The following is a 16,993-nucleotide window of genomic DNA, read 5'->3' on the forward strand; positions in this document are numbered from 1 at the left end:
ATCCCTACTTATCGTCGTCTCGAGAACTGGTTTCACCAGCGGTAGTGCGCGAAGGCCTTGTTGGACTCGGCCATCTTGTGCGTGTCCTCGCGTCGCTTCACGGCGGCGCCGAGGCCGTTGCTCGCGTCGAGCAGCTCGTTCATCAGGCGCTCGACCATGGTCTTTTCGCGGCGGGCCCGGGAGTAGGAGATCAGCCAGCGCAGCCCCAGAGTGGTGGCGCGGGCCGGCCGGACCTCGACCGGGACCTGGTACGTCGCGCCACCGACGCGGCGGCTGCGGACCTCGAGGGTCGGCTTCACGTTGTCCATCGCGCGCTTGAGGGTGACGACCGGGTCGGTGCCGGACTTCTCCCGGCAACCCTCGAGGGCGGCGTAGACGATCTTCTCGGCGAGCTGGCGCTTGCCACGAAGGAGAACCTTGTTCACCAGCTGGGTGACCAGCGGCGAGTTGTACACCGGATCAGCGACCAGCGGTCGGCGCGGAGCGGGGCCCTTACGCGGCATGTCAGCTCTTCTCCTTCTTGGCGCCGTAGCGGCTGCGGGCCTGCTTGCGGTTGCGGACACCCTGGGTGTCGAGCGAGCCGCGAACGATCTTGTAACGCACGCCGGGGAGGTCCTTCACCCGGCCACCGCGGACGAGCACGATCGAGTGCTCCTGCAGGTTGTGCCCCACGCCCGGGATGTACGCGGTCACCTCGATCTGGCTGCTCAGCTTGACACGAGCGACCTTGCGCAGCGCCGAGTTGGGCTTCTTCGGGGTGGTGGTGTAAACGCGCGTGCACACGCCGCGCCGCTGCGGGCTGCCCTTCAGCGCCGGCGTCTTGGTCTTCGTCGTCTTTGCCTGGCGGCCCTTGCGGACCAGCTGCTGGATCGTTGGCACCGGGTTTCTCCGCTCCCTTCGGCCACCGCGGTGGCCGCGCCGTGCTGCCTTGGTCACCCCGTCCGGGGTGGACCCTCCTACATTCCGAACCGAGACCCCCGAGGCGGCGGTCCCGGCACCCGCGGTCGGGCGTGTCGCCCGGTCCACGGTTCCCTCACACGTTCGCACCTGCTCGGGATCTTCTCGGCGCGCCCACCGGCGCGCGTCCTTGTGGCTGTCGCGCGCCGCCTGCGGCGTGGCGGTCTTGCCGGCACGAGCGCACGCGCGAATTGCTCGGGCGAACCCGAGCGCAGGAAAAGCGTACCCATCCGACGGGCACAGGTCAAAACGGGATGCCCGGGGAGAGTGTGCGATTGCTCTCGTCCGGCCCGGATCGCCGTGCCAACCCCATCATGGGCGGCTCCAGTTCCCAATTGTAACGCTCAACCCGGCACGCCGCCCAACCGGGCGAATCAACCCCGGCCCCACCTCCCGACCGCCTTGATCAAGAGGTCCGCGTTCCCCGGCGCGGGGCCCGGGTCGTACGGCGGGCGCCGTCCAGCCGGGAGAAGCCGCCCGCACGCCCGCACGCCCGCACGCCCGCACGCCGGCACGCCGGTACGCCGGCACGCCCACAACCCGCACGCCGGCAAGGGGGCAAAGGGGTGGGCTCAGGCGAAGGTGGCCACGAGGCTGGCGATGAAGGCCAACACGGTCAGGCCCAGGCCGGCCGCGCCGCAGCTGATGCCGGCCACCGCCAGGCCGCGACCGGTGAACCGGACCGCCGGCGGGTCGGCCGGCCGACCGATCTGCCGGCGCCCCACCAGCCCCAGCACGATCCCGGCCAGCCCGGCCAGCGCGCTCAGCACCGCGAAGGCCCCCGCCGCCCAGGCGCCCCAGCCGGCGCGGGCGCCACTCAGACCGAAGCAGCCGACCAGCAACGCCACCAGGATCGAGCCGATCCCGGCCAGCAGGGAGCCGATCGCCGGCCCGGATGTGACGGGCGGCACATCCAACTGAACGACTCCGAACGGCGTACCGGGCACCGGATCGACCCGGCGCGGCGGCCGGACCGCCTCTGCCGGCGGTGGCGGCACCCGCGGCGGCAGCGGCCCGCCGGCCGGTGCCATGATCCCGCCGGCCGGCGCCATCGTCGCGCCGTGGCCGGGCTGCCCGAACGGCGCCGCCGGGCCGTAACCCGGGCCGGGACCGTACGCCGGACCGGGACCATACGCCGGGCCGGGACCGTACGCCGGGCCAGGACCGAACGCCGGACGGGGACCATACGCCGGGCCAGGACCATACGCCGGGCCGGGACCGTACGCCGGAGCAGGACCGTACGCCGGGCCGGGACCGTGGCCATACGCCCCACCCGAGCCGGGGCCGGGACCGTACGCCGGACCCGAGCCGTAGCCCGGACCGGGACCGTACGCCGGCGGGGCCGCCGGCCGGACCGACGGTGGCCCGCCCTGGTCGGTCGGGCGCTCCGCGAGCTGGCTGGGATCCGGGCGAGCCCACGGGCTGGGTTCCGGCGGGGGGTCCTGCCGATCGTCCTGCGCCAACGATCCTCCCCTGCCCGGCCCGATATTCGGGTTCAGGTTACCGCCGGCGCCGGCTCGCCGAGGGCGGGCGCCCGGCTCAGTTGACGGCCGGACCGTAGTCCCGGCCGCCCGCGTCGACCACGTGCAGCACTCCGAGGATGAGCGCGGCCGCCACCGCAGTGGCGGCGAGCACCAACCCGATCCAGGCGAACCGCTCGCCCCGGCGCAGCAGCGCCGCGCCGGTCAGGTAGCCGCCCGAGGCGTACGCCTGGCGGCGGGCCTGGCGGGCCAGCAGCAGGGCGAGGGTGGCCGGCACCACGCCGCCGACGAACAGGCCGGTGAGCATGGCGACCAGGCCGAGCGCCAGCACGGTGGGCGCCTTGGTGGACCGGACCGGATCCGGGTCCAGCGGGTGACGCGGCCAGGCCGTTCCCGGCCCGGGGATGCTCTGCACGCCGCCAGCCTACAAAAAGGCGCCAGGCGCCCCACCCGCCGTCGTGGTGACGGCGGACGGGACGCCTGGCGTCCGTGTTCCGTGCTTAGCGGTACGACCCGAAGTCGAAGTCGTCCAGCGGCACTGCCTGCCCGCTGGCCGGCCCGAACCCGTAGTCGGTCTCCGGGTAGCCGGTCATCGAGTAGACCTTGGCCTTCGCCTCCTCGGTCGGCTCCACCCGGATGTTGCGGTACTTGCTGATGCCCGTACCGGCCGGGATGAGCTTTCCGATGATGACGTTCTCCTTGAGACCGATCAGCGAGTCGCTCCGGGCGTTGATCGCCGCGTCGGTGAGCACCCGCGTGGTCTCCTGGAAGGAGGCCGCCGACAGCCACGAGTCGGTCGCGAGCGACGCCTTCGTGATGCCCATCAGCTGCGGACGACCGGCCGCGGGCTCGCCGCCCTCGGACACCAGCCGCCGGTTCTCCGACTCGAAGACCGCCCGGTCGACCAGCACACCCGGCAGGAACTCGCTCGAGCCGGAGTCGATGACCGTCACCCGCTTGAGCATCTGGCGGATGATGATCTCGATGTGCTTGTCGTGGATGAGCACACCCTGCGACCGGTAGACCTCCTGGACCTCCTGGGTCAGGTGGACCTGGACGGCCCGCGGGCCGAGGATGCGCAGCAGCTCGTGCGGGTCGATGGTGCCCTCGGTGAGCTTCTCCCCGACGTCCACGTGATCGCCGTCGTGGGCCCGCAGCCGGACCCGCTTGGAGATCTTGTCGTAGACGATCTCGTCGCTGCCGTCGTCCGGCACCACGATGATCTTCCGCGACCGCTCGCCGTCCTCGATCCGCACCCGGCCCGGGGTGTCGGCGATCGGCGCCTTGCCCTTCGGGATACGGGCCTCGAAGATCTCCTGGACCCGGGGCAGACCCTGAGTGATGTCCTCACCCGCGACGCCACCGGTGTGGAAGGTACGCATCGTCAGCTGCGTGCCCGGCTCACCGATCGACTGGGCGGCGATGATGCCGACCGCCTCGCCGACGTCCACGGTCTTGCCGGTCGGCAGCGACCGCCCGTAGCAGGCGCCACAGACGCCCAGCTTGGACTCGCAGGTCAGCACGCTGCGGACGCGCACCGTCTCGACGCCGGCCGCCACGATCCGGTCGACAATGATCGAGTTGATGTCCACGCCCCGCTCGGCCACCACGGTGCCGTCCGGGCCCTTGATGTCGTCCGCGAGCGTCCGGGCGTGCACGCCGGTCTCGGCGTGCTCGTGCACCACGAGCTTGCCGTCGACGTACTCGCCGATCTGCATCGGGATGGCCCGGTCGGTGCCGCAGTCCTCCTCGCGGATGATCACGTCCTGCGAGACGTCCACCAGACGACGGGTCAGGTAACCCGAGTCGGCGGTCCGCAGTGCCGTGTCGGCGAGACCCTTCCGGGCGCCGTGCGTGGAGATGAAGTACTCCAGCACGGACAGACCCTCCCGGTAGCTGGCCTTGATCGGCCGCGGGATGATCTCGCCCTTCGGGTTGGCCACCAGACCACGGATCGCCGCGATCTGCCGGAGCTGCAGCAGGTTACCGCGGGCACCCGAGTTGATCATCTTCCACAGCGGGTTCTCCTGCGGCAGCGCGGTGTCCATCTCCTTGGCCACCTCGTTGGTGGCCTTGGTCCAGATCTCGATGAGCTCGCCGCGACGCTCCTCGGCGGTCATCAGACCACGCTGGTACTGCTTGTCGATCCGGTCGGCTTCCTTCTCGTACCGCTCCAGGATCTCCCGCTTGCGCGGCGGAGCGATGACGTCGCCCATGCCGATGGTGACGCCGGACCAGGTGGCCCAGTGGAAGCCCGCCTCCTTGAGGCCGTCCAGCGTCGCCGCCAGCGCGACCTTCGGGAACCGCTCGGCGAGGTCGTTGACGATCGCCGAGAGCTGACCCTTGCGGATCTCGTAGTTCACGAACCGGTAGCCCTTGGGCAGGGTCTCGTTGAACAGCACCCGACCCAGGGTGGTCTCCACGGTCAGCGGCTCACCCGGGGCCCAGCCCTCGGGAGCGGTCCACTGCGCGGCGCCCCGGCCGTTGTCCACGCCCTCGCCCTCGATGTCCCGCAGGCGGATCTTGACCGGCGCCTGCAGGTCCAGCTCGCCGGCGTCGAACGCCATCCGCGCCTCGGCGTCGGAGCTGAACGCCCGACCCTCGCCCTTGCCACCCGGCGTGAGGTGCGTCAGGTGGTAGAGCCCGATCACCATGTCCTGGGTGGGCATGGTCACCGGCTTGCCGTCGGCCGGCTTGAGGATGTTGTTCGAGGACAGCATCAGGATCCGCGCCTCGGCCTGCGCCTCGGCGGACAGCGGCACGTGCACCGCCATCTGGTCACCGTCGAAGTCGGCGTTGAACGCCGTGCAGACCAGCGGGTGGATCTGGATGGCCTTGCCCTCGACCAGCTGCGGCTCGAACGCCTGGATGCCCAGACGGTGCAGGGTCGGCGCCCGGTTGAGCAGCACCGGATGCTCGGTGATGACCTCTTCGAGCACGTCCCACACGACCGGCCGCTGCCGCTCGACCATGCGCTTGGCCGACTTGATGTTCTGCGCGTGGTTCAGATCGACCAGCCGCTTCATCACGAACGGCTTGAACAGCTCCAGCGCCATCTGCTTGGGCAGGCCGCACTGGTGCAGCTTGAGCCGCGGGCCGACCACGATGACCGAACGGCCGGAGTAGTCGACGCGCTTGCCGAGCAGGTTCTGCCGGAACCGGCCCTGCTTGCCCTTGAGCATGTCGGACAGCGACTTCAGCGGGCGGTTACCCGGGCCGGTGACCGGCCGGCCGCGGCGGCCGTTGTCGAACAGCGCGTCGACGGCCTCCTGCAGCATCCGCTTCTCGTTGTTGACGATGATCTCGGGCGCGCCGAGGTCGATCAGCCGCTTGAGCCGGTTGTTCCGGTTGATCACGCGACGGTAGAGGTCGTTCAGGTCGCTGGTGGCGAAGCGGCCACCATCGAGCTGGACCATCGGCCGCAGGTCCGGCGGGATCACCGGTACGCAGTCGAGCACCATGCCCAGCGGTGAGTTGCGGGTGTTCTGGAACGCCGCCACGACCTTGAGCCGCTTGAGCGCCCGGATCTTCCGCTGGCCCTTGCCGGACCGGATGATCTCCCGCAGGTTGTCGGCCTCGGCGTCCAGGTCCATGTGCTGAACGAGGGCCTTGATCGCCTCGGCGCCCATGCCGCCGGTGAAGTACTCGCCGAACCGGTCGCGCAGCTCCCGGTAGAGCAGCTCGTCGGTGACCAGCTGCTTCGGCTCCAGCTTGCGGAAGGTGTCCAGCACCTCGTCCAGGCGGTCGATCTCGCGCTGCGCCCGATCGCGGATCTGGCGCATCTCCCGCTCGCCGCCCTCCTTGACCTTGCGGCGGACGTCGGCCTTGGCGCCCTCCGACTCCAGGTCGGCGAGGTCGGCCTCCAGCTTGGCGGCGCGCTTCTCGATCTCCGAGTCGCGGCTGTTCTCCGCCTGCCGCTTCTCGGCCAGGATCTCGTTCTCGATCGTGGACAGGTCGCGGTGACGCGCCTCGACGTCCACCCCGGTGACCACGTACGAGGCGAAGTAAATGATCTTTTCGAGGTCCTTGGGCGCCAGGTCGAGCAGGTAGCCCAGCCGGCTCGGCACACCCTTGAAGTACCAGATGTGCGTGACCGGCGCGGCCAGCTCGATGTGGCCCATCCGCTCGCGGCGGACCTTGGACCGGGTCACCTCGACGCCGCAGCGCTCACAGATGATGCCCTTGAACCGGACCCGCTTGTACTTGCCGCAGTAGCACTCCCAGTCCCGCTGCGGACCGAAGATCTTCTCGCAGAAGAGCCCGTCCTTTTCCGGCTTCAGGGTGCGGTAGTTGATCGTCTCAGGCTTCTTGACCTCGCCGTGCGACCACTGCCGGATGTCGTCAGCGGTCGCCAGACCGATGCGCAACTCGTCGAAGAAATTGACGTCGAGCACGTTATGTGTCCCTCTGTCGTCTCGTATATCTATCAGGCTCACTCGGCTGGTGGACGGGGGCGGACGCCAGGCCCGCCCCCGTCAACACAACATCAAATCTCTTCGACGCTGCTGACGCCCTCGTTCGGGCGACGGGACAGGTCGATGCCGAGTTCCTCGGCGGCCCGGAAGACCTCGTCGTCGGTCTCGCGCATTTCCAGGGCCACGCCGTCACTGGACAGCACCTCGACGTTGAGGCACAGCGACTGCAGCTCCTTGAGCAGCACCTTGAACGACTCCGGGATTCCCGGTTCGGGGATGTTCTCGCCCTTGACGATGGCCTCGTAGACCTTCACCCGGCCGAGAACGTCGTCGGACTTGATGGTCAGCAACTCCTGCAGCGCGTAGGCCGCGCCGTAGGCCTGCATGGCCCAGCACTCCATCTCACCGAACCGCTGGCCACCGAACTGCGCCTTACCACCCAGCGGCTGCTGCGTGATCATCGAGTACGGGCCGGTCGACCGAGCGTGGATCTTGTCGTCGACCAGGTGGTTCAGCTTGAGGATGTAGATGTAGCCGACCGCGATCGCGTCCGGCAGCGGCTCACCGGACCGGCCGTCGAACAGCCACGCCTTACCGGTCGACCCGATCATCTGGTTGCCGTCCCGGTTGGGCAGGGTCGACGCCAGCAGACCGTGGATCTCCTCCTCCTTGGCCCCGTCGAAGACCGGCGTGGCCACGTTGGTGTCCGGCTCCGAGGTGTCCGCGCCGATCGACCGGAGCGACTTCTTCCAGTCGGTGTCCTCGCCCTCGACCTTCCACCCGGTCTTGGCCACCCACCCGAGGTGGGTCTCCAAAACCTGGCCGATGTTCATCCGGCTCGGCACACCCAGCGGGTTGAGCACGATGTCCACCGGAGTGCCGTCCTCGAGGAACGGCATGTCCTCGACCGGCAGGATCTTGGAGATGACGCCCTTGTTGCCGTGCCGGCCCGCGAGCTTGTCACCGTCCTGGATCTTGCGCTTCTGGGCGACGTACACCCGGACCAGCTCGTTGACGCCCGGCGGCAGCTCGTCGCCGTCCTCGCGGGAGAAGGTACGGACACCGATGACCGTGCCGTTCTCGCCGTGCGGAACCTTGAGCGAGGTGTCGCGGACCTCGCGCGCCTTCTCACCGAAGATCGCGCGGAGCAGCCGCTCCTCCGGGGTCAGCTCGGTTTCACCCTTCGGGGTGACCTTGCCGACCAGGATGTCGCCCGGCACCACCTCGGCGCCGATCCGGATGATTCCCCGCTCGTCCAGGTCGGCGAGCATCTCCTCGCTGACGTTCGGGATGTCGCGGGTGATCTCCTCCGGGCCCAGCTTGGTGTCCCGGGCGTCGACCTCGTGCTCCTCGATGTGGATCGAGGTGAGGACGTCCTGCTGCACCAGTCGCTGGGACAGGATGATGGCGTCCTCGTAGTTGTGCCCCTCCCAGGTCATGAAGGCCACGAGCAGGTTGCGCCCGAGCGCCATCTCGCCCTCGTCGGTGCACGGACCGTCGGCGATGACCTGGCCGGCCTCGACGCGGTCGCCCTCGAACACCACGGGCTTCTGGTTGACGCAGGAGCCCGCGTTCGACCGGCGGAACTTGTGCAGGAGGTAGGTCCGGCGGTGGCCGTCGTCCTGGTGCACGGTGATGTAGTCGGCGCACAGGTCCTCGACCACGCCGCCGACCTCGGCCACCACGACGTCACCGGCGTCGACCGCGGCACGGTATTCCATGCCCGTGCCGACCAGCGGCGACTCGGCCTTGACCAGCGGTACGGCCTGACGCTGCATGTTCGCGCCCATCAGGGCCCGGTTGGCGTCGTCGTGCTCGAGGAACGGGATCATGGCGGTCGCCACCGACACCATCTGCCGCGGCGAGACGTCCATGTAGTCCACGGCGTTCGGCGCCACGTCCTCGGTCTCGCCGCCCTTCCGGCGGACCAGCACCCGGTCCTCGGCGAACGTTCCGTCGGCCCGCAGCGGCGCGTTGGCCTGGGCCTTGACGAACCGGTCCTCCTCGTCGGCCGTCAGGTAGTCGATCTGGTCGGTGACCCGACCCTCGACGACCTTGCGGTACGGCGTCTCGATGAAGCCGAACGGGTTGACCCGGGCGTACGCCGACAGGGCGCCGATGAGGCCGATGTTCGGGCCTTCCGGCGTCTCGATCGGGCACATCCGGCCGTAGTGCGACGGGTGGACGTCCCGGACCTCCATGCCGGCGCGCTCTCGGGACAGACCGCCCGGGCCGAGCGCCGAGAGCCGGCGCCGGTGGGTCAGACCCGCGAGCGGGTTGGTCTGGTCCATGAACTGCGACAGCTGCGAGGTGCCGAAGAACTCCTTGATCGCCGCCACCACCGGGCGGATGTTGATCAGGGTCTGCGGCGTGATGGCCTCGACGTCCTGCGTGGTCATCCGCTCGCGGACGACCCGCTCCATCCGGGACAGGCCGACCCGGACCTGGTTCTGGATGAGCTCGCCGACCGTGCGCAGGCGACGGTTGCCGAAGTGGTCGATGTCGTCGGCCTCGTAGCTGTCCTCACCGGCGTGCAGCCGGCAGAGGTATTCCACGGTGGCGACGATGTCGTCCTCGGTCAGCGTGCCCGTGGTGATCGGGACGTTGATCTCGAGCTTCTTGTTGAACTTGTACCGGCCGACCTTGGCCAGGTCGTACCGCTTCGGGTTGAAGAACAGGTTGTCCAGCAGGGTCTGGGCGTTCTCCCGGGTGGGGGGCTCGCCCGGCCGGAGCTTGCGGTAGATGTCGAGCAGCGCCTCGTCCGCCCCGGCGATGTGGTCCTTCTCCAGGGTGGTCATCATCAGCTCGGACCACCCGAACCGCTCCCGGATCTGCTCGTTGGACCATCCGATGGCCTTGAGCAGAACGGTGACGGCCTGGCGGCGCTTGCGGTCGATGCGGACGCCGACGGTGTCGCGCTTGTCAATGTCGAACTCCAGCCAGGCGCCCCGGCTGGGGATCACCTTGACGCTGGAGAGATCGCGGTCGGAGGTCTTGTCCGGCTGCTTGTCGAAGTAGACGCCCGGAGACCGGACGAGCTGGCTGACCACGACGCGCTCGGTGCCATTGATGATGAACGTGCCCTTGGGCGTCATCATCGGGAAGTCACCCATGAACACCGTCTGGCTCTTGATCTCGCCGGTGGTGTTGTTGGTGAACTCCGCCGTGACGAACAGCGGGGCACAGTAGGTCAGGTCCTTCTCCTTGCACTCCTCGATCGAGGCCTTGACCTCGTCGAAGCGCGGGGCGGAGAAGGACAGTGACATGGTGCCGGAGAAGTCCTCGATGGGACTGATCTCTTCGAGGATCTCCGCGAGACCCGAGCGGGCGTGCGGGTCGTCCGTCGATCGGCCCTGCCATGCCTCGTTGCCGACCAGCCAGTCAAAGGACTCGGTCTGGATGGCGAGGAGGTTGGGGACCTCGAGGTTTTCCGTGATCCTGCCGAAGGAAACTCGGCGGGGAGCGAAAGCGCTCGACGTACGACTGGTCTTCGCAGGGCGGGAAGCTGCCAAGATGCGTCCTTCCGAGGACCGGTGCTGCAGAACGGCTGGTACGCGTGCACTCCAATGGCCCCACTCCAAACGCCCAAATTCGGACATTCCGAGCAGGGGTCAAGTCGGAAGGCAGCGCAAACTAGCAGTGTAGCCGAGCGGCTAACCGCTGTCCAGCCCGCCACGGCATTGCGGTGCGGACGTGCCGCGACCTGGGTCGCTGGACGCTCTGAACGAGCGCCTGGCACGTCTCTCGCACGCTTCCCGCGAGCCACCCGACCGGCGCGCCAGCCGGGCGCCTCCGGTGCCGCTGCCATTACCCAGTGGGTGGCTGTCGCAAGCGCGGAAGGTCTTGCTGATGTCAGCGTGCCTGCCCTCGCGGGCCGCGTCAAGGCCCGAGCCGGTTGTCCGGCCCGTCTTTCGGCCGTCGGCCGCGCGCGAGACCCGGCGACGTCGTCCGCCGACCGGACGCGGGCCCGGCGGCGTCGGCCGCGCGGGGACCCCGCGACGCCGGCCGCGAGACCCTGGGACGCCGGCCGTCGGCCGCGCGGGGACCCTGGGACGCCGACGGGCGGCGACCCCCGTGGGGATCGCCGCCCGTCGAGCGACGGCGGCCGGGAGCGTACGCCCAGACCGGCCGGTCGCGGAACTTACTTCACGCTGACCTGAGCGCCCTCGGCCTCGAGCTTGGCCTTGGCCTTGTCGGCGGTCTCCTTGTTGGCCTTCTCCAGGACGGCCTTCGGAGCGGCCTCGACCAGGTCCTTGGCCTCCTTGAGGCCCAGGCCGGTCAGCTCGCGCACGACCTTGATGACCTGGATCTTCTTGCCACCGGCGGCGTCGAGGACGACGTCGAACTCGTCCTTCTCCGGCTCGGCCTCGGCCGGCGCGGCGCCTCCGCCACCCGCGGCGGCCATGGCCACCGGGGCAGCCGCGGTGACCTCGAAGGTCTCCTCGAACTGCTTCACGAAGTCCGACAGCTCGATCAGCGTCATCTCCTTGAACGCGTCGAGCAGCTCGTCGGTGCTGAGCTTCGCCATGTCTGGCGTCCTTTCCTAAAGATCTTGTAGCTGGGTGATGTGCGAGCGTCCCGCGTCGGGCGGCGCGCTCGGCTGGCTCTTGCTCGGGCGCCTACTCCGCAGGCTGGCCCTCGGGCGCCTGCTCGGCACCCTCGGTGGCCTGCTCGGCCGGCTGACCCTCCGCACGCTTGTCCTGCAGGGCGGCCGCCAGGCGGGCGGTCTTCGCCAGGGGGGCCTGGAACAGGGCCGCGGCCTTGCTCAGGTTGCCCTTCATGGCGCCGGCCAGCTTGGCCAGCAGCACCTCGCGGGACTCCAGATCGGCGAGCCTGGTGACCTCGGAGGCCGAGATCGCTCGGCCCTCGAACACACCGCCCTTGATCACGAGCTGCGGGTTGGCCTTGGCGAAATCGCGCAGGCCCTTCGCCGCCTCGACGACGTCGCCGCCGACGAAGGTGAGCGCGGTAGGACCGGTGAACAGCTCGTCGAGGCCGTCGATGCCCGCGTCGGTGGCCGCACGCTTGGCCAGCGTGTTCTTCGCGACCGTGTACGACGTCTCGCGGCCGAGTGAGCGCCGCAGCTGGGTCAGCTGGGCGACCGACAGACCGCGGTATTCGGTCAGCACGGTGGCGCCGGCGTCCCGGAAACGATCGGTGAGCTCGGCGACGGCCGTGGCCTTGTCGGCCCGAACCGGCTTGTCCGCCATGTCCCTCCTCTCTCGTTGCGTCATGCTGGCCTCCGCACCGGGTCTGCCCGGACGCGGAGGTCGAGAGCCGCACAACGGAAAACGCCCCGGCGCAGGGCGCACGGGGCGAGGGCGGCGGCGCCGGGCGCGATCGTCGGATCGGGCCGCTGGACATGGTCGGCGGACCATGCGCACTGCCGGTGTTCGCTTACCGCCCTGCGCGGGCCGCCCCGTGGCGGGGCCTTCGACCGTGCCGGAGCACGGTGACCAGCGGTCTCTGGGTGGAACTTCGCCGCAAGAGTACGCGCCCCGCCGCGCGCCCGCCAAATCCCCCGGTTGGGAAGGGCCCCCTGTTATCGCTTTTTGTATAGGAAGGGGCCCTTCCTAACGGGTCGGCGGGGCCGGAGCGTGTGCTATGTCACGGGCGGTGGCGGCGCAGCGCGGCGTAGCCGGTCAGCGCCGCTGTGGCCCAGATCACTGCCTGGACGCTGAGCAACACCACCCGGGCGGCGTCGGGTCCGCCCGCCGGGCCAGCCGCGAGCCGGGCCGCGGACATCAGCGGCGGCGCCAGCCAGGCCAGCGGCGACGCCGGCAGGCTCAGCACGATGGCGCCCACCACGCCGGAGGCCAGCACGGCCAGCCCGTACGTGACCGACCGGGTGGCGGCCCGGCTGGCCAGGGCGCCCAGGGCCACCGCGGCCGGCAGGGTGATCAGGTGGGCCCAGCCGCCCACTGCCAGTTGCACGCCCAGCGGCGCGTCGGCGGCCCGGTACGGCATCCGCACCCCGCCCAGCAGCCAGGGCACCGACAGGGCCAGCAGCACGGTGACCAGGCCCACCAGCACCGCCGCCAGCAGGCCGGCGGCCGCCTCCCGCCGACGCCCCAGCGACACCACCGCGAGCCGGCGCTGCACGTCCGGCTCGATGTCCAGCAGCAGCTTGGCCTGCCAGGCCAGCACCGGGAACAGCACCACGGAGGAGACCGCGTACGCCTCGCCGGCCTGGGACCGGCCGCCGCCGTTGAGCACCCCGAGGATCAGCAGCCCAGCGAGCAGCGGCGCCAGTGCCCGGCCGGTCCGGACGAAGCCGGTCAGGCGCATCAGCAGCAGGGGAATCACCGGGCGGACTCCTCGCGTACCCGACGGATCTCGTGGCCGGCGGCGCGGAGGGCCGCCACGGTGCCCCCGACCCGCGCGGTCGGCACCACCACCTCGACCACCGACACGCCGCCGGGCTCCGCCGCCGGCGACCCCGCAGCCACCGCCGGCGACCCCGCAGCCGCCACCGGCGCCCCGGCAGACGCCGCCGACGACCCCGCAGACGGAGACCCCGCGGCCGCCACCGCCGGCGACCCGGCAGACGCCGCCGGGGGCGGCGCCGGGGCGGCCGCGTCCGCCGGTCGGACCGTGCCGTCGGCCACCAGCCAGCGCAGCGCGCCCGGCAGCCGCGCCGTCTCGCCGCGGTGATCGCTCACCAGCACGCTGCCGCCGCCGGTCAGCACCTCGGTGACGAGTTCCGGCACCAGCTCCCGGGACTCGGCGTCGAGGCCTTCCCACGGCTCGTCGAGGACCAGCAGACCCGGGGGTACGAGCAAAGCCTGCGCCAGCCCGACCTTCTGCGCGGTGCCCTTGGACAGCTGCGGCAGCGGGACCTCCCGGTACGCCGCCAGGCCCAGCCGCTCGACCCAGCGGTCCACGGCGGCCGGAACGGCCGAAGCGGTGAGGCCGGCCATCCGGCCCATCCCGGTGAGGTACTGCCGGATCGTGAACGGCTGGTCGGCCGGGAAGCGCTCCGGCACCCAACCCACCCGGTCCGGCCGGTCCAGCACGGCGCCGCGGCCCGGCCGGAACACCCCGGCGGCCAGCTGCAGCAGGGTCGACTTGCCGGCCCCGTTGCGGCCCAGCACGATGGCGGCCTCGCCCGGTCCCATCTGGACGCAAACGTCGCGCAGCACCCAGGGGCCGCGGCGGTCGTACCGGAGCCAGACGTCCTGTAACCGCATGCCGGTAAGCCTGCCATGTGACGACGGACCGGGGCGCCCCACGAGGGGCGCCCCGGTCCGGGTGTCGTTACCGCCGGCGGCTCAGGCCGCGGCGTTCTCCTGCACGTTCTTCACCACGTTGGGGTCGACCGGTACGCCCGGGCCCATGGTGGTGGTGAGGGTGACCTTCCGGAGGTACTTGCCCTTGGCCGCGGACGGCTTGACCCGCAGCACCTCGTCGAGAACGGCCGCGTAGTTGTCCACCAGCTGGTTCTCCGAGAACGAGGCCTTGCCGATGATCAGGTGCAGGTTCGAGTGCTTGTCCACCCGGAAGGTGATCTTGCCGCCCTTGATGTCCTGCACGGCCTTGGTGACGTCCATGGTCACCGTGCCGGTCTTCGGGTTCGGCATGAGACCGCGCGGGCCCAGGATCCGCGCGATCCGACCGATCTTGGCCATCTGGTCCGGCGTGGCGATGGCCGCGTCGAAGTCCAGCCAACCGCCCTGGATCCGGGCGACCAGCTCGTCCGTGCCGACCTCGTCGGCGCCGGCGGCCACGGCCTCGTCGGCCTTGGCGCCGGCCGCGAAGACGATGACGCGAGCGGTCTTGCCGGTGCCGTGCGGCAGGTTGACCGTGCCCCGGACCATCTGGTCCGCCTTACGCGGGTCGACGCCGAGGCGCATGGCGACCTCGACCGTGGCGTCGAACTTGGCGTTGGTGGTCTCCTTGGCCAGCTTCACGGCCTCGACCGGCGTGTACAGCCGGCTCTTGTCGATGGCCTCGGCGGCCTTGCGGTAGTTCTTGCTGCGCTGCATGTGCTCGTGCTCCTGTGGTGTCTGGCGGGTCGCGCCGGTGCGCGCCCTCCCACGGATGGGGAAATTCAGTCCTTGACGGTGATGCCCATGGACCGGGCGGTGCCCGCGATGATCTTCTCGGCCTGGTCCAGGTCGTTGGCGTTGAGATCGGCCATCTTCTTCTCGGCGATCTCCCGCAGCTGCGCCCGGGTCACGGCGCCGACCTTGTCGCTCTGCGGCACGCCGGAGCCCTTGGCCACGCCGGCGGCCTTGATCAGCAGGCGGGCGGCCGGCGGGGTCTTCAGCACGAAGGTGAAGGTCCGGTCCTCGTACACGCTGATCTCGGCGGGAACGATGTCACCGCGCTGCGACTCGGTCTGCCCGTTGTACTGCTTGCAGAACTCCATGATGTTCACGCCGTGCTGGCCGAGCGCGGGGCCGACCGGCGGCGCCGGGGTGGCCTGGCCCGCCGGCAGCTGCAGCGTGAACGTCTTGACGAGCTTCTTCTTGGGAGGCATGTCTCTTCCTGGGCTTGATCTGGTGGATGTGCACCTGATGCCGCCGGCGACGGGCACGGTCAACCGTGTCGCGGGCGACGTTCTAGGGTAGCGCAGCCCGACGACGGCCGATCCGCCGAGGCCCGCCGTACCCGCCGGAGCGGCCGTACGCACCGGCTCGACGGCGCGTACGACGGACCCGGCGCCGGCGTCAGATCTTGGCGACCTGGTTGAAGTTCAGCTCGACCGGCGTCTCCCGGCCGAAGATCGACACCAGGACCTTGAGCTTCTGCTGGTCCGCGTTGATCTCGGAGATCGTCGCGGGCAGCGAGGCGAACGCGCCGTCCGTGACGGTGACCGAGTCGCCGACCTCGAAGTCGAGGACCTTGACCTCCGGCTTCGCCTTCTTCTGCTCGGCTGTCTGCACCGCGGGGACGAGCCACTTGAGCACCTCGTCCAGCGACAGCGGCGCCGGCCGGTCGGCCCGGTCGGTGGCGCCCACGAAGCCGGTGACCCCGGGGGTGTTCCGGACGCAGGAGTAGGACTCCGCGGTGAGGTCCATCCGGACCAGGATGTAGCCCGGGAAGACCTTGTTCTGCACCTGGAGGCGCTTGCCGTTCTTGACCTCGACCTCTTCGCGGGTCGGCACCTCGACCTGGAAGATGTACTCCTCCATGTCGAGGCTCGTGATCCGGGTCTCGAGGTTGGTCTTCACCTTGTTCTCGTAGCCGGCGTAGGAGTGCACGACATACCAGTCGCCCGGGGCGTAGCGCAGCTTCTGCCGCAGCTCGGCCACCGGGTCGTACTCCTCGTCAACCTCCGGAGCGGTCGCGACGTCCGGCTCGCTGGCGGCCCCGACCGACTCCTCATCGGCCGCCGTCGCCACCGGAGACTGCTCGTCGGTCGGCTGGGCGGTCTCGTCGTATTCAGGCACGCTTGCTCACTTCCGTCACTGTCAGCTGGATCGGCGCTCAGTCGCCGAAGACCCAGAGGACGCCCCTGCCGAAGGCGAAGTCCAGGCCCGTCACGATGGCCAGGATCACGGCCACGAAGACCACCACCACCGCGGTGTAGGTCAGCAGCTCGCTCCGGGTCGGCCAGATGACCTTACGGAGTTCGGCGACCACCTCACGGAAGAACCGGGCCAGGCGGCCGAAGATTCCCACCCGGTCGGTGTCCGGCCGGGCCTTTGGCCGGCTGTCGGCCGAACCGGCCCGCTTGCGGGATCGGGTGGCCGTGCCACCCCGGGAAACCGGCTCCTCGTCGAGGTCGTCCGTCTCGTCGCCCTCGACGACGTCGTCGGTCACCTGGTCGTCACGATCGTCCGCGGCGTTCTCGCCACGCCGATTGCTGTCGGCCACTTCGCCCTCCGTCGCGGGGTGATGGTTTGGTACGTCGGCGACGCACCCTGCTTGTCGAACGCCGTCCCGACGACAGCCGGCGGAACTCCGACCCCACGGAACGGTCAGGCCCCAGGCGCAGGGGTGACAGGACTTGAACCTGCAGCCTGCGGTTTTGGAGACCGCTGCTCTGCCAATTGAGCTACACCCCTGTGCGGGTCAGCCACCCCACCCGGGCACGCACGCCTGAGCGGGGGTCGCTTACCCCACGGCGGACCAGTGTACGGGTAAGGGCACGAGTTTCCCAACCGGTACCTCCGCCGATCCCCGCGTGTCCCC

14 protein-coding genes and 1 tRNA gene are annotated in these 16,993 nt (G+C 70.2%); all 15 read right to left on the minus strand.

Going from position 1 to position 16,993, the window contains the following annotated elements; all coding sequences use genetic code 11:
* Positions 1-32: 32 nt before the first annotated feature.
* Positions 33-503 (minus strand): 30S ribosomal protein S7, encoded by a 471-nt coding sequence (rpsG, locus tag ACFFHU_RS01305; RefSeq protein WP_377334772.1) that lies wholly within the window; start codon positions 501-503, stop codon positions 33-35.
* A gap of 1 nt (position 504) precedes the next feature.
* On the minus strand, positions 505-879 hold the full coding sequence (gene rpsL, locus ACFFHU_RS01310; RefSeq protein ID WP_007465318.1) for a 30S ribosomal protein S12: 375 nt from the start codon (positions 877-879) through the stop codon (positions 505-507).
* 650 nt (positions 880-1,529) lie between these two features.
* A complete protein-coding gene (locus tag ACFFHU_RS01315) occupies positions 1,530-2,009 on the minus strand; it encodes a hypothetical protein (RefSeq protein WP_377334774.1) in 480 nt (159 codons plus the stop codon).
* A gap of 487 nt (positions 2,010-2,496) precedes the next feature.
* Positions 2,497-2,853 (minus strand): hypothetical protein, encoded by a 357-nt coding sequence (locus ACFFHU_RS01320; protein WP_377334776.1) that lies wholly within the window; start codon positions 2,851-2,853, stop codon positions 2,497-2,499.
* An 85-nt stretch (positions 2,854-2,938) separates the two neighbouring features.
* Positions 2,939-6,832: a DNA-directed RNA polymerase subunit beta' gene (locus ACFFHU_RS01325; RefSeq protein WP_377334778.1), complete on the minus strand. Its 3,894-nt coding sequence runs from the start codon at positions 6,830-6,832 to the stop codon at positions 2,939-2,941.
* 92 nt (positions 6,833-6,924) lie between these two features.
* Positions 6,925-10,365, minus strand: coding sequence for a DNA-directed RNA polymerase subunit beta (gene rpoB, locus ACFFHU_RS01330; RefSeq protein ID WP_377334780.1), 3,441 nt, complete (start codon positions 10,363-10,365; stop codon positions 6,925-6,927).
* A gap of 629 nt (positions 10,366-10,994) precedes the next feature.
* The gene (rplL, locus tag ACFFHU_RS01335) at positions 10,995-11,381 is read right to left on the minus strand and encodes a 50S ribosomal protein L7/L12 (RefSeq protein WP_377334782.1); all 387 of its coding nucleotides are present in this window, start codon (positions 11,379-11,381) and stop codon (positions 10,995-10,997) included.
* Between the two features lie 91 nt (positions 11,382-11,472).
* On the minus strand, positions 11,473-12,063 hold the full coding sequence (rplJ, locus tag ACFFHU_RS01340; protein ID WP_377334879.1) for a 50S ribosomal protein L10: 591 nt from the start codon (positions 12,061-12,063) through the stop codon (positions 11,473-11,475).
* Between the two features lie 397 nt (positions 12,064-12,460).
* Positions 12,461-13,159, minus strand: coding sequence for a hypothetical protein (locus ACFFHU_RS01345; RefSeq protein ID WP_377334784.1), 699 nt, complete (start codon positions 13,157-13,159; stop codon positions 12,461-12,463).
* Positions 13,156-14,043 (minus strand): ABC transporter ATP-binding protein, encoded by an 888-nt coding sequence (locus tag ACFFHU_RS01350; RefSeq protein ID WP_377334786.1) that lies wholly within the window; start codon positions 14,041-14,043, stop codon positions 13,156-13,158. Before ACFFHU_RS01350 ends, ACFFHU_RS01345 begins: the two co-directional genes overlap by 4 nt.
* Before the next feature lie 81 nt (positions 14,044-14,124).
* Positions 14,125-14,838, minus strand: coding sequence for a 50S ribosomal protein L1 (gene rplA / locus ACFFHU_RS01355; protein WP_377334788.1), 714 nt, complete (start codon positions 14,836-14,838; stop codon positions 14,125-14,127).
* A gap of 65 nt (positions 14,839-14,903) precedes the next feature.
* A complete protein-coding gene (rplK, locus tag ACFFHU_RS01360) occupies positions 14,904-15,335 on the minus strand; it encodes a 50S ribosomal protein L11 (protein WP_377334790.1) in 432 nt (143 codons plus the stop codon).
* 190 nt (positions 15,336-15,525) lie between these two features.
* Entirely contained in the window at positions 15,526-16,248 is a 723-nt protein-coding gene (gene nusG / locus ACFFHU_RS01365) for a transcription termination/antitermination protein NusG (RefSeq protein WP_377334792.1), read from the minus strand.
* A gap of 37 nt (positions 16,249-16,285) precedes the next feature.
* Positions 16,286-16,675 (minus strand): preprotein translocase subunit SecE, encoded by a 390-nt coding sequence (gene secE / locus ACFFHU_RS01370; RefSeq protein ID WP_377334794.1) that lies wholly within the window; start codon positions 16,673-16,675, stop codon positions 16,286-16,288.
* Positions 16,676-16,793: 118 nt separating this feature from the next.
* A tRNA-Trp gene (locus tag ACFFHU_RS01375) sits at positions 16,794-16,866 on the minus strand.
* Positions 16,867-16,993 lie beyond the last annotated feature (127 nt).

Origin of the sequence: Plantactinospora siamensis, from assembly GCF_042434095.1 — a bacterium.
Taxonomy (GTDB): domain Bacteria; phylum Actinomycetota; class Actinomycetes; order Mycobacteriales; family Micromonosporaceae; genus KBS50.

Excerpts from the sequence above, each read along its gene's own strand:
- rpsG (WP_377334772.1), bottom strand. The coding sequence starts at position 503 with ATGCCGCGTAAGGGCCCCGCTCCGCGCCGACCGCTGGTCGCTGATCCG.
- rplJ (WP_377334879.1), bottom strand. The coding sequence starts at position 12,063 with ATGGCGGACAAGCCGGTTCGGGCCGACAAGGCCACGGCCGTCGCCGAG.
- rplK (WP_377334790.1), bottom strand. The coding sequence starts at position 15,335 with ATGCCTCCCAAGAAGAAGCTCGTCAAGACGTTCACGCTGCAGCTGCCG.
- ACFFHU_RS01315 (WP_377334774.1), bottom strand. The coding sequence starts at position 2,009 with ATGGCGCCGGCCGGCGGGATCATGGCACCGGCCGGCGGGCCGCTGCCG.
- rplL (WP_377334782.1), bottom strand. The coding sequence starts at position 11,381 with ATGGCGAAGCTCAGCACCGACGAGCTGCTCGACGCGTTCAAGGAGATG.
- rplA (WP_377334788.1), bottom strand. The coding sequence starts at position 14,838 with ATGCAGCGCAGCAAGAACTACCGCAAGGCCGCCGAGGCCATCGACAAG.
- ACFFHU_RS01350 (WP_377334786.1), bottom strand. The coding sequence starts at position 14,043 with ATGCGGTTACAGGACGTCTGGCTCCGGTACGACCGCCGCGGCCCCTGG.